The sequence below is a fragment of the Streptomyces yamdrokensis genome, assembly GCF_053890455.1.
Genome location: NZ_CM132679.1, coordinates 383521 through 395601 on the forward strand (window position 1 = coordinate 383521; position 12081 = coordinate 395601).

The 12081-nt window shown below is 71.3% G+C and carries 10 protein-coding genes; 4 read left to right on the forward strand and 6 right to left on the reverse strand.

Annotated elements, in window-relative coordinates; translation table 11 throughout:
- Positions 1-11 precede the first annotated feature (11 nt).
- Together ACWZEH_RS01215 and ACWZEH_RS01220 are read left to right on the forward strand one after the other, a co-directional pair.
- Positions 12-611: a TetR/AcrR family transcriptional regulator gene (locus ACWZEH_RS01215; protein ID WP_456195085.1), complete on the forward strand. Its 600-nt coding sequence runs from the start codon at positions 12-14 to the stop codon at positions 609-611.
- Positions 608-2218 (forward strand): glycerol-3-phosphate dehydrogenase/oxidase, encoded by a 1611-nt coding sequence (locus tag ACWZEH_RS01220; RefSeq protein ID WP_456195086.1) that lies wholly within the window; start codon positions 608-610, stop codon positions 2216-2218. Before ACWZEH_RS01215 ends, ACWZEH_RS01220 begins: the two co-directional genes overlap by 4 nt.
- A gap of 69 nt (positions 2219-2287) precedes the next feature.
- Here ACWZEH_RS01220 and ACWZEH_RS01225 read toward each other — a convergent pair whose 3' ends face one another.
- Positions 2288-4276, reverse strand: a complete 1989-nt coding sequence (locus ACWZEH_RS01225; protein WP_456199998.1) for a discoidin domain-containing protein — start codon at positions 4274-4276, stop codon at positions 2288-2290.
- Between the two features lie 718 nt (positions 4277-4994).
- Positions 4995-5345, reverse strand: a complete 351-nt coding sequence (locus ACWZEH_RS01230; protein WP_456195087.1) for a hypothetical protein — start codon at positions 5343-5345, stop codon at positions 4995-4997.
- 383 nt (positions 5346-5728) lie between these two features.
- Between ACWZEH_RS01230 and ACWZEH_RS01235 the strand changes: the two genes are divergently transcribed.
- Positions 5729-6559 (forward strand): PP2C family protein-serine/threonine phosphatase, encoded by an 831-nt coding sequence (locus ACWZEH_RS01235; RefSeq protein ID WP_456195088.1) that lies wholly within the window; start codon positions 5729-5731, stop codon positions 6557-6559.
- Positions 6560-6699: 140 nt separating this feature from the next.
- Complete coding sequence (locus ACWZEH_RS01240; protein ID WP_456195089.1) at positions 6700-7782, forward strand: MASE1 domain-containing protein; 1083 nt, start codon at positions 6700-6702, stop codon at positions 7780-7782.
- 37 nt (positions 7783-7819) lie between these two features.
- Here the strand turns inward: ACWZEH_RS01240 and ACWZEH_RS01245 are convergent, their stop codons facing one another.
- The 4 genes from ACWZEH_RS01245 to ctaD all read right to left on the reverse strand — a co-directional run bounded on the left by ACWZEH_RS01245 (position 7820) and on the right by ctaD (position 11892).
- A complete protein-coding gene (locus ACWZEH_RS01245) occupies positions 7820-8518 on the reverse strand; it encodes a YoaK family protein (protein WP_456195090.1) in 699 nt (232 codons plus the stop codon).
- A 187-nt stretch (positions 8519-8705) separates the two neighbouring features.
- Positions 8706-9548: a hypothetical protein gene (locus ACWZEH_RS01250; RefSeq protein WP_456200000.1), complete on the reverse strand. Its 843-nt coding sequence runs from the start codon at positions 9546-9548 to the stop codon at positions 8706-8708.
- A gap of 242 nt (positions 9549-9790) precedes the next feature.
- Positions 9791-10132, reverse strand: a complete 342-nt coding sequence (locus ACWZEH_RS01255) for a hypothetical protein (protein ID WP_456195091.1) — start codon at positions 10130-10132, stop codon at positions 9791-9793.
- 35 nt (positions 10133-10167) lie between these two features.
- A complete protein-coding gene (gene ctaD / locus ACWZEH_RS01260) occupies positions 10168-11892 on the reverse strand; it encodes an aa3-type cytochrome oxidase subunit I (RefSeq protein ID WP_456195092.1) in 1725 nt (574 codons plus the stop codon).
- Between the last annotated feature and the right edge of the window lie 189 nt (positions 11893-12081).

Below are 12081 nucleotides of genomic sequence, written 5' to 3' on the forward strand. Positions count from 1 at the left end.
CACTGTGGCACATGACGCCTATTCGTCACAACCAAGCGGACAACGACGCCGTGCTCGACGCGGTGCGCGACTGCGTCCTGGCTGTCGGGGTCCGCCGCACCACGCTCACCGACGTGGCGCGGCGTGCCGGGGTCTCCCGTATGACGCTGTACCGGCGGTGGCCCGATGTGCGCACGCTGGTCGGGGACCTCATGACGCGGGAGTGGATCGCCGTCGCCACCTCGGCCTTCCCCGAGGCCCGGCCGGGGGTGAGCACGCGGGAGCGGATGGTGGACGGGCTGGTGGCGGTGGTGCGCGCGTTCGGCGAGCACCCGCTCTTCCAGAAGATCGTCGGCGTGGATCCCGAACTGCTGCTGCCCTACGTGCTGGACCGGCGCGGGGCGAGCCAGGAAGCCATGCTGAGGCTGCTGGCCGAGACCCTGAGCGAGGGACACGCCGACGGTTCGGTGCGCGCCGGCCGCCCCGAACGGCAGGCGCGGTCCGTCCTGTTGGTCGTCCAGTCCTTCACCCTGTCCCTGCGGACCATGACCGACGAGGACGACCCGGACCTCACCTACGAGGCCCTCCTCGCGGAACTGCGCGACGTCCTGGAGAGGACCCTCACCCCATGACCTCCCCGAACCCCCCCGCCGGATGGTCCTCGTCCGCCGGACCGGCTGCTTCCGGCTCGTCCCTGTCCGCCGGCCGCCGCGTCCGCGACCTGGCCGCGGCCGTGGGCGGCGACGTGGTCGACGTCCTCGTCGTCGGGCTCGGCGCCACCGGCGCGGGGGTCGCCCTGGACGCGGCGTCCCGCGGGCTGAGCGTGGTCGCCGTCGACGCCCACGACCTGGCCTTCGGCACGTCCCGCTTCAGCAGCAAGCTGGTCCACGGCGGGCTGCGCTATCTCGCCTCCGGTCAGCTCGACGTCGCCCACGAGAGCGCGGTCGAGCGCGGGGTGCTGATGGAGCGCACCGCCCCCCATCTGGTGCGCGCGCAGCCGTTCGTGCTGCCCCTCACTCCTCTGGTCTCCCACCGTCGGTCCGCCCTGGCGCGGGCCGGTTTCCGGGCCGGCGACGCCCTGCGGCTGGCCGCCCGGACCTCGCGGGCGACCCTGCCCGCACCGCGCCGGATCGCGGCGACGGAGACCCGCCACCTGGCCCCCGCCGTACGGGCCGGCGGACTGCGTGGCGGACTGCTGTCCTGGGACGGCCGGCTGACCGACGACGCCCGCCTGGTGACCACCGTCGCCCGCACCGCCGCCGCACACGGGGCACGGGTCCTCACCCGGGTCCGGGCCCTGGAGCTGACCGCCTCCGGTGCCCGGGTCCGCGACGAACTCACCGGCGAAGAGGGCCTGATCCGCGCCCGCGCGGTGATCAACGCGTCCGGTGTCTGGGCGGGCGGCCTCGTCGACGGCATCCGGATCCGTCCTTCGCGCGGAACCCACCTCGTGCTGCGTCCGGACAGCCTCGGCCCGCTTCCGGCCGGCCTGCACATCCCGGTCCCCGGGGAGACCAACCGCTTCGTCCTCGTCCTGCCCCAGGACGACGGCCGGGTCTATGCCGGCCTCACCGACGAACCCGTGGACGGTGACATCCCCGAGGTCCCCGAGGCTCCCGAGACGGACATCGGTTTCCTCCTCGACGTCCTGTGCTCCGTCCTCGACGTCCCGCTGCACCGCGACGACGTCGTGGGGGCCTTCGCGGGCCTGCGTCCCCTGCTGGACACCTCGGTGAACGGATCCGGTACGGCGCCGAGGACCGCCGACGTCTCGCGGCGGCACGCGGTGCTGACGTCGTCCGAGGGGGTCGTCACCGTCGTCGGCGGCAAGCTCACCACGTACCGGCGCATGGCCGAGGACGCCGTGGACACCGTCGTGCGTGTCCGACGGCTGCCGGCCGGCCCCTCACGCACCGCGTCCCTCCCGCTCGTGGGCGCCGCGCCGCCGCAGGTCCTCACAGCCCTGCCGGGACCCCGCCGCCTCGTGCGGCGCTACGGAACGGAGGCACCGGCCGTGCACGCCCTCGGTGTGCACGACGCCCGGCTGAGCGAGCCCGTACTGCCCGGCCATCCGGTGACCGGCGCCGAACTGCTCTGGGCGGTGCGTCACGAGGGGGCGCTCGACGAGAGCGATCTGCTCGACCGCCGCACCCGGATCGGCCTCGTCCCCGCCGACCGCGCCGCAGCACTGGACGCGGTCCGTGAACTCCTCACCAGCGCCTTGCCCCAGAACAGTTGACGCAGCACGGTTGTCACCGCGCTGTCGACGCGGCTCAGCCGAAGCGGCTCCGCCCGCCCGCGCGGTCGGTCACCTGCCGTGCACGCCGACCTCGCGCAGGGAGTAGCCCCACTCCGTCCCCCTGTCCAGGAGGACGACGCGCACGTGGCGGGTCTGCTGAGGGGTGAACCGGGCCGTGTCGAGTCCGCCGTCGCCGGCCGTGGTGGACCAGACGGTCCGCCAGTCGGTGCCGTCGGCGGACAGCTCGACGCGGTACGACGTCCCGTACGCCCGCTCCCAGTCGAGGGTGACACGCCCCACCTCGCGCGTGGCTCCGAGGTCGATGCGCAGCCACTGCTCGTCGCTCCAGTCGCTGGCCCAGCGGGTGCCCCGGTCACCGTCCACCGCCCGGCCGGGCGCGTAGCTCGTGAACGGGTTCCACTCGGCCGAACTCGCCGTCGCCGGGGCACCCTTCGCGAGGTTGTCCGCAGGCCGGTGCCGTTCGGAGGCGCCCCAGGTGCCGAGGTAGGTCTCGGCGCCCCGGAAGAGATCGTCCACCACGTCCTGGCCGCCCACGCGCCTGATGTCCTCGATCCAGTCGGGGACGAGTCCGTGGTGCGCGGCTCCGTCGGTGTTCAGGTCCCAGGTGCGCTCGCCGGTGGTCTGCCGGTCGATGACGGACCCGCCGTCCACGCTGCGGAAGGGGTACGTGACGGGATCGGGCGCGTCAGCGCCGCGCGGGGCGGGCCAGCCGCCGACGCCGTTCATGTCGGTGCCGTAGCCGTAGCCCACGCCGTACTTGTCCCGCACCGCCTCGGTGCGCTCCGCCTCCTCGACGAAGTGTTCCGAGCCGTGCATGTACTGGGCGACGAAACCGCCGAGACCGTAGACCCGCTCGGTCCAGTCCATGTCCATCCAGCTGTGCGAGGAGATGACACCCGGGTAGGACTCGGCCTCGAAGAGGTCGAGCACCCTGCCGGTGGCCTTGACGCTCATGTGGTCGATCTCGAGCATCATGTTGCGTTCCATCATGCCGCGTACGGCGTACTCGCCGAGGTCGGTGAGTCCGCGGACGTTGCACCTGGCGTCCTCGTCGTAGGCCGGGACCTCCACGCCCGCCGGGAGTTCCTCCTCGGCCGTGGGCGCGGCGGCCAGGCCGATGGGGTTGTCGTGCTGGGGACCTGTGCACTGCTCCGTCTGCCAGAAGGTGCCGGTCGACAAGAACTGCCCGACGTTGATGGCGGTGCCCAGCGCTCCCTCGTCGAAGCGGACTCCGCACAGCGCGTTGTCGAACTTGTGGCACAGGAACATGCTGCGTACGCCGAGGTCGTACAGCTCGTCCAGTCCTGCGTCGATGTCGTCCTTGTCGCACTGGGCGACGTCCAGGACCTGCTTGCAGCCGAAGGGTTCGGAGGTCTCGACCCCCAGGACGACCGCCAGTTTGCCCTGTTCGACGACCTGTCGGGCCTGCGCGCTGTCGGTGACGACGCGGAACCAGCCCTTGCCCGTACCGCCGTACATCCTGTCGATGTAGGCCTGCATGTCGTATGTCAGCTTCGCCTGCAGCCGGATGGACGTCATCTCGTCGCAGCCGCGGTCCTTGAAGAAGTACACGGAGCAGATCACTCCGTTGGTGACGAGGTCGTTCACCAGGACCCGCTGCCCACCGCGCCAGGCGCGCTCGATCCAGGCGTAGTAGTTCTGCTGGTGGGTCAGGGAGTCGTGGGCGGGCCAGTCCACGAAGGTGGGCCAGCCGTCCGGGTCGTGCCTGCCGTCACCGCCGTTGGTGATGAAGTCGAAGATCGCGAGGGAGCCGTCGGGGTAGTGCTCGGGGCAGTCCTTGAGGGCGTCGGCGATCCCCCGCTCGGAGAAGGGCTTGCCGCAGATGAGCCGGCCGCCGAAAGCCTCGTTGGACATGAGGTGGTTGTGCGCGTCGACGAACCCGCGGACCTCGCCGCGCGCGTCGGTGCCGGTGAAGGGCTCGCCGGTGACGCCGATGCCGGAGTCCGGGGCGGGCCGCGCCGTCGGTTCCCACCAGTCGCCGTCGGCCGCCGAACTGGGCGTCGGGCCGAGGGACATGACGAGCAGGAGCAGGAGCAGGGACACGAGGGCGGCATGACGGCGTCCGCCGTGCCTGTGTCGAGCGATGGTCACGGCCATGTCCCTCCGTCGGCAGAACGGCACGGTCGGCCCTCTCGGGCACTCCGGGCCGGTGGCCCGGACCGCCCGGCTGGTTGTCATGACCGGCACAAGATATGAGCCGAGGATGACTACGGGCACGTAAGGAGTCAAGAGTCCGGGACGATCCGCGGCTGCCCGGGCCCGAGACGGCCCCCGCCCTGACGCGAAGACTCTTGGCACGACCGCATCGCCCTCGATCCCTTCGCCGGCATCCCCGCCGGTGACTACGCGGCCGCGCCGACCTGGTACGAGCGCCTGCCGGGCTCCCCTCCGACCTACGTGGCCAGTGACTCCGAAGCCGTCCGGGAGCTTGCGGAGCGCCGGTCGGCGGCCGTCGAGTACCTGCCCGAGCACGCCGGCCACGCCCGGCACACCGTCTTCACCGACGACTTCGACGACCGCGTCGCCCGGATCGCCGCGAGAGGGCTTTGGCCCGCGCGCCAGGAGACCTGCCCGCACCACGTCCGCAAGGCCGTGTACCGCGATCCCGACGGGAACGGGAACGGGATCGGCTTCGGCGGCTCCCCCGGCCCGATGGCGCCCGCCCGGCCGGTGCGGTCGGAGCCGACGCCCTCGCCGGTGGCCCGTGGGGCCGGCCGCCCCGCTCCGGTGACGTCTACCGCTCCGGCCCGGGTTCGTAGCGCAGCGAGATGGAGCGCAGGACGTCCGAGGAGGACACGTCGGTGCGGCCGGCGTCGTGCACTTCGGCCAGCTGCACGAAGGCGAAGGTGAGGGCGGAGGTGATGTGCACGATGGCGGGCCCCAGCTTCTCGGTGACGATCTCCGCCACCTCGCGGGGGCTGGCGTCGTGCGGCAACTGGATGTGCGGCAGCATCTCCTCGAGGAGCGCGGAGACCGCTCCGCTTCTGGTGACCTCGGCGTCCGGGTTCTCCCGGAGTTGCCGCCGCATCTCGAGGGCCTCGGTGAGGATGCCCACACCCCGCTGCATGATCTCGCGCTGCTCCATGGGCACAGCCTAAACGGGTCGGACGGCACCCCGGATGCCCGCAGGCATGTCGTGACCTGACAGCAGGCGACAGTAGAACCTGTTTCCTCCGTCTCCGCCGAGGGGCGCCTCATAAGCGTCAACACGCAGAAGGTAAAGAGATCCGACGATTCCCTCCTCGCCACCCCATCACTGGAACAGGTTCTATTCCGGATGGTGCCGCGCCGACGTCCCCCGGCACCTCCATGCAGGACACACCGCCACCTCGGCCGCTGTTCGGTGCCGCCCCCGGGAACTGGCCCACTCATTTGATTTCCGATTATCATCGGATATAGAAATCAATGAGATCTCCATTCCCGAGGGAGACCACCGAGCGTTGCCGTCTTCGCCCGAGTGAGTGATCCATGTCCCCTACCGCCTCGACGGACGACGGCGACGAGCTGCTGGCCAGGCTCGAGGCGCTGACGGCTCAGGCACGCGCGCAGGCCGAGGTGCAGCGCTCCCGGGTGGAACTCGCCGTCGCCCTGCAGCGCGGCATGCTGCCCCGGGATCTCCCCGTCCTCGGCGGTGTGCGGCTGGCCGTGCGTTACGCGCCCGCCTACCAGGGGCTCAACGTGGGAGGCGACTGGTACGACGCCTTCACGATGCCCGACGGCCGCATCGGCCTGTCCATCGGGGACGTCCAGGGGCACAACGTCGAGGCGGCCGCCTTCATGGGGCAGGTCAGGGTGGGACTGCGGGCACTGGCCTCCGTCACCGGTGAGCCGGGCGAACTGCTCGCCATGACCAATGACCTGCTGCTGTCCCTGGGCTCGGACCTCTTCGCCACCTGCACCTTCATACGGCTCGACCCGTCCAGCGGCGTGATCGAGAGTGCTCGGGCCGGGCACCTGCCGTGCGTGTGGGCCACGGCGGACGGCCGGTCCGGCGTGACGCGGGACGAGGGCGGCCCTCCGCTGGGCATCCAGCCGGAGTCGGCCTATCCGGTGACCCGGTACCGGCTCGACACGGGCAGCCTGTTCGTGATGCTCACGGACGGGGTGGTGGAGGGTCCCTCGATGCGGCTCGACGAGGGGCTGGACCATGTGGTGCGGCTGGCGGGCATCGCGGCGGTCGCCCGGCTGGACGCGAACGCGCTGGCCGCCGCCGTGATCAAGGGGGCGGAGCAGGTGGGTCACGACGACGACGCGGCCGTCCTGGTGATCACGCGCGACGGCCCGGACGCCCAGCCGTAGGCCCGCGGCGCGCCGCCCGTCCCGGCTCACCGCCACTCCACTCCCCCTCCCATCGCTCGCCGCACCCGTCCCCTCGCCCCCGCTTCGCCCCCGCTTCGCCACAGGCCCCCGCCTCGCCGACGGTGCGCGCCCGGTGTCTGATGGCTTGTGTGGTGGCTAGCCGGGATCTGCGCACACCGGTCGTCTACACGCTTCGGACGCTGGCGATCGCCGCCTGCTATTACGCGGCGGGACGACTGGGGCTGACGCGGGAGCTGGTCATCGAGGGCGCGGTCGTCTCGCCCATCTGGCCGCCCACCGGTGTGGCCGTCGCCGCTCTTCTGGTCTTCGGGCTGCGCTACTGGCCGGGCGTCGCCCTGGGTTCCCTGGGCGTCCTCCTGTCACTCACCTCACTGTCGTGGCCCTCGTTCGTCATCATGGCGGGCAACACCGCCGCGCCCGTGTGCGGGTGCCTGCTGCTGCGCGCCGTGGGATTCCGCACCGACCTCGCGCGCCTGCGGGACGGCGTCGCGCTGGTGTTCCTGGGCGCCTTCGCCGCGATGCTGGTCAGCTCGTCCGTCGCCGCCGGGCTGCTGGTCGCCACCGGTGAGCTGCCGGGGGTCAGCTTCTGGGGGGTGTGGCTGGCCTGGTGGGTGGGGGACGCGATGGGAGTGCTCATCGTCGCCCCGGTCCTGCTCGTGCTCCGCCACCTGCGCGGTCCATGGGGCTGGTCGCGGTGGAAGGAGGCCCTGGGGCTGACGGTCGTCGCGGCCGCCCTGGTCCCCCTGGCCACCCGCGTCGGCATGAGCGTGCTGTTCCTCACCTATCCCCTGCTGATCTGGGCGACGTTGCGGTTCCAGCTCGCCGGCAGCATGGTGTGCGCGATGTTCGCCTCCGTCATGGCCACCATCGCGGCGACCGATCGGGTAGGGCCCTTCGAGAGCCTGTCCCGCGAGGAGGTCCTGATCAACCTCCAGGCGTTCAACGGCGCCGTGGCCCTGACCGCGCTGCTGCTGTCGGCATTGATCACCGAGCAGCGCAACACGCGGCGTTCCGTGGAACGCGCCTGCCAGGAACTGGTCGAGGTGCTGGAGCACCTCACCGCGGGCGAGAGCGCCTCGGGACGTCCCCCTCGGGACGAGGGCGCAGCACGGTGGGCCAAGGACGACCCGGACTGGGACGCACGGAGCACGGGAGAGTGGAGTACCCGGCGCGGTACGGAGGGACCCCGTAACGGCCCGTGAGCGAGCCGCACTCCGTGCCGTCGGCCCGGAACAGGGCTCACGCGCCCGGCGGATGCCGCGAGGCCGGATGGAGCAGGTAGCCCCCGATGCCGCCGAGCACACCCGCGGCGGCGGTCAGCAGTGCCGCCGTCACGCTCAACCGCAGCAGCAGAGTACCGACCACGGCGCCGGCCGGTACCGCCGACAGCGCGGCCGCGCGATAGCGCTGGCCACCACCACCCGGGCCGCCGCCCAGGGCCGACGTCCTGATCCAGGTGATGAGAGTGCCGGTGACCAGGGTGGTGTTCAGACCCGCCCTGAGCCGCCACATGGTCGCGCTGCGCACTCCCATGGCCAACGCGGTCAGGGCGATCACCACGTAGTGCCGGGGCCCCGGTTCCCGGCCGGTGCCGGTGCCCAGGCCGATCGCGGTCAGCGCCGCGGCGACGAGGAGGGCCGTGGCGACGCAGGCCGAGGTGAAAAGCCACCCCCGGTACCGTTCGACGGCCAGGGCCACGCCCAGGCGGCTGCCGACGACCACGCCTGCGACGAAGGCGGCCAGGGCCGTGGCCGACCCCAAGGGCTCCAGCCCTTCGCCCCCGGCAAGGGCGAAACCGAGGAAGAGCAGGTTGCCGGTCATGAAGGCGGTGAAGATCTGCCCGAGACCGAGAAAGGCCACGGCGTCGACGATCCCGGTGACGGCGGTCACCGCGACGAGCGCTTTCTGCAGTGAATCCGGGGGAACGGGTGAGGACATGCGCCCAACATCGGGGACGGCGCGGCCGCGTCGGCGCCCGGACCGGCACACGCCCGCCACCGCCACCCGAACGGACTACGGAACACCGGGCCGCTTCCCCTCCGGCGCCACCGCGTTCGTCGAGCCCGGGGCCGCCTGCCGGGCCGTTCTCGCCGGCGCCCGCCGGCTTTGGGGACGCGTGCCCCGTTCACCTGCTCAGTGACCCGGCGTCTCCCATGACGACGACCGGGTGCTGCTCGGGGTCGAGGGCCAGCAGGAGTTGCCTCATGTGCGCCTTCTCGAGGCTCACGCAGCCCTGGGTGGGCCCGTCGTGGTCCACGTGCAGCCAGATGCCGCCGCCCCTGTCGGCGCCGAGCGGGCGGGTCCGGTCGAGTGGGGAGGTGCCCGGGACCCGGTTGTAGTCGATCGCCACGACGTAGTCGAAGGACCCTGCGAGCGGCTCCCCGACGAAGCCCGTGCCCCCGATGGAGAACCCGGGCGACTCGTCGTAGGGCAGCCGGGTGCCCGGGTCGGGCAGCAGGCCCCCCGCGTCGCTGAGGGTGAAGACGCCGATGGGCGAGCGGAGGTCGCCCGCCACGTGATCGTCGGTCCAGCCGTTGAGCGCGTTGCGGGCTGGCCATGCCGGCCCCGCCTCCCAGCCCGAGGCCGTACGCCGGTACAGCACGGCCTCGGAGCGGTTCGCGTCCGGGCTCCCGCCGGTGACGACGACGGCCTGGCGGGCGTTCTCGGGGATCAGCGCCAGTGTCCGGGGACCGAGGCCGCCGAGCGGAACAGGGGTGTCGGGGTGTGTCCCGGCGTCGGTCCGGCCCCGGGTGGCGCTCCCCACGCCGGGTGCTCCGGTGCCCGGCGTCGCGTTCCACGTCCCTCCGTTGCCTGCCGTCGCGTTCCACGGAGCTCCGCCGGCCGGCGGAGTGGTTGCCGACGGGTCGGCGGCCGTGGGGGGGACCGCTGTGTGGGGAGCCACGGAGGTGGGCGACTCCCGTGCCGTGCTGCCGGCGATCGCCCCGCAGCCGGTGAGGAGCGCCGCCATCAGGAGGGCGAGGGCCGGCATCGGCAGCCGGCATCGGCCCCGGACCGGGGCCGCGGACCGCCGGTCGCCCGGGGACGGAGCTCGGTGACGCCCGCGGTGCGGGCCTTCGATCGATGAAGCCATGGGGTCAGCCTGACTTCGACTTCGCCAAAACGCCGCGCTCCCCGCGCGAGTCCGTCCAACGTCCCCCGTCTGCCCGCCGGGGCACCGGCGTCCGGTGGCCCCGGCGGGGCGACGGACCGTCACTCCCCGACGAGGAAGGCGAGGACGACCGCCCCCGCCCCGCTCGCGACGCCCACGACCGCGGCCGCCACGCACCGCGCCCGGAGCTGCCGGTAGCGGTGTTCGTAAGCGCCGCGGAGCTCGGCCGACCGCTCGCAGATCCGGGCCAGTGTCGCGCGGGAGACCGCGATGCGGTCGGCGGTGTAGACGCGTTCCACGTCCTCGCGCTGTGCGGTCGTCAGCCACGGCAACTGCTCGGCGAACCGGCCTGCCTGTCGCCGCGCGTCCTCGACTTCGGCCGCCCACAGCAGGTACCCCTCAAGCTGGTCGAGACCGCGGGTGCTGTCCTGGCTCGGATTCACATGCTCCTCCACGCTGGGCTGCGGGGCCACACCGGTCAGGCCTGGTCCCCGGGGGCCTGGATCGCGGAACGCTCGGGGCGGTTGGCCTCCCGGTCGTACGCCGCGACCGCCGGGTGGTGCAGGTCGAACGCCGGGGATTCGCTGCGGATCCGCGGCAGGGTGAGGAAGTTGTGGCGCGGCGGCGGGCAGGATGTCGCCCATTCGAGCGAACGGCCGTAGCCCCACGGGTCGTCGACCTCGATTTTCCTGCCGTATTTGGCCGTCTTCCAGATGTTGTAGAGGAACGGCAGCATCGACATGCCGAGCAGGAACGACGCGATGGTCGAGACGGTGTTCAGCGCGGTGAAGCCGTCGGCCGCGAGGTAGTCCACATATCGGCGGGGCATGCCCTCGGCGCCCAGCCAGTGCTGGACCAGGAATGTGCCGTGGAAGCCGATGAAAAGCGTCCAGAAGGTGATCTTCCCGAGGCGTTCGTCGAGCATCTTGCCGGTGAACTTCGGCCACCAGAAGTGGAAGCCGGCGAACATCGCGAAGACGACCGTGCCGAACACCACGTAGTGGAAGTGCGCCACCACGAAGTACGAGTCGGTGACGTGGAAGTCCAGCGGCGGCGAGGCCAGGATGACACCGGTCAGACCGCCGAAGAGGAAGGTCACCAAAAATCCGGCGGCCCAGAGCATCGGGGTCTCGAAGCTCAGCGACCCCTTCCACATGGTGCCGATCCAGTTGAAGAACTTCACACCGGTCGGGATCGCGATCAGGAAGGTCATGAAGGAGAAGAACGGCAGCAGTACTCCCCCGGTGGCGAACATGTGGTGCGCCCACACCGTCGCCGACAGGCCCGCGATCGCGATGGTCGCGCCGATCAGTCCCAGGTAGCCGAAGATCGGCTTGCGGGAGAAGACCGGGATGACCTCGGAGACGATGCCGAAGAACGGCAGCGCGATGATGTACACCTCCGGGTGGCCGAAGAACCAGAACAGGTGCTGCCAGAGCAGCGGTCCGCCGTTGGCCGGGTCGAAGATGTGCGCCCCGAACTTCCGGTCGGCCTCCAGGGCCAGCAGCGCCGCGGCCAGGACCGGGAAGGCGAGCAGGACCAGCACACCGGTGAGCAGCACGTTCCAGGTGAAGATCGGCATGCGGAACATCGTCATGCCGGGAGCGCGCATACAGATGATCGTGGTGAGGAAGTTGACCGAGCCGAGGATCGTGCCGAAGCCGGAGAACGCCAGGCCCATGACCCACAGATCACCGCCGAGCCCAGGCGTGCGGACCGAGTCCGACAGCGGGGTGTAGGCGGTCCAGCCGAAGCTGGCCGCACCGTTCGGGGTGAGGAAACTACTGACCACGATCAGTGAGCCGAACAGGAACAGCCAGTAGGAGAACATGTTCAGCCGCGGGAAGGCGACGTCGGGCGCGCCGATCTGGAGCGGCATGATCCAGTTCGCGAAGCCGATGAACAGCGGCGTCGCGAACATCAGCAGCATGAGTGTGCCGTGCATGGTGAACGCCTGGTTGTACTGCTCGTTCGACACGATCTGGATACCGGGGCGGGCCAGTTCGGCGCGCATGACCAGCGCGAGGATGCCGCCGAGGATGAAGAACGCGAACGATGTCGTGAGATACAGCGTGCCGATGGTCTTGTGATCGGTCGTGGTCAGCCATGAGACGACGACTTTGCCGGGGCGCCTGCGCCGGACCGGCAGCTCGTCCTCGTAGGAGCCCGACTCGACCGAGTCCGACGCACTGTGAACCGCCACTGTTCCGCTCTCCTTCTGTGGGGCCGGATCCCCACCCTCGGAGAGGATCTCGCAAATGCGCCCGCCCGTGTGAGACCCGGACCCCGCCCGGCGTGTCACGATACGTACTCATCTCATCGCACATTGTGACGCGATGAGTGGGGGGCTCGCTCGATCCGGCGGGTCCGTCCGGACGTACCGGGGCCCGTA

What these genes read in the sequence shown, in the direction of transcription:
- ACWZEH_RS01250 (WP_456200000.1), bottom strand. Translation starts at nt 9,548, where the DNA reads ATGGCGGCGCTCCTCACCGGCTGCGGGGCGATCGCCGGCAGCACGGCA.
- ACWZEH_RS01215 (WP_456195085.1), top strand. Translation starts at nt 12, where the DNA reads ATGACGCCTATTCGTCACAACCAAGCGGACAACGACGCCGTGCTCGAC.
- ACWZEH_RS01220 (WP_456195086.1), top strand. Translation starts at nt 608, where the DNA reads ATGACCTCCCCGAACCCCCCCGCCGGATGGTCCTCGTCCGCCGGACCG.
- ACWZEH_RS01235 (WP_456195088.1), top strand. Translation starts at nt 5,729, where the DNA reads ATGTCCCCTACCGCCTCGACGGACGACGGCGACGAGCTGCTGGCCAGG.
- ACWZEH_RS01225 (WP_456199998.1), bottom strand. Translation starts at nt 4,276, where the DNA reads ATGTCCCTCGGCCCGACGCCCAGTTCGGCGGCCGACGGCGACTGGTGG.
- ACWZEH_RS01245 (WP_456195090.1), bottom strand. Translation starts at nt 8,518, where the DNA reads ATGTCCTCACCCGTTCCCCCGGATTCACTGCAGAAAGCGCTCGTCGCG.
- ACWZEH_RS01240 (WP_456195089.1), top strand. Translation starts at nt 6,700, where the DNA reads ATGGCTTGTGTGGTGGCTAGCCGGGATCTGCGCACACCGGTCGTCTAC.
- ACWZEH_RS01230 (WP_456195087.1), bottom strand. Translation starts at nt 5,345, where the DNA reads ATGGAGCAGCGCGAGATCATGCAGCGGGGTGTGGGCATCCTCACCGAG.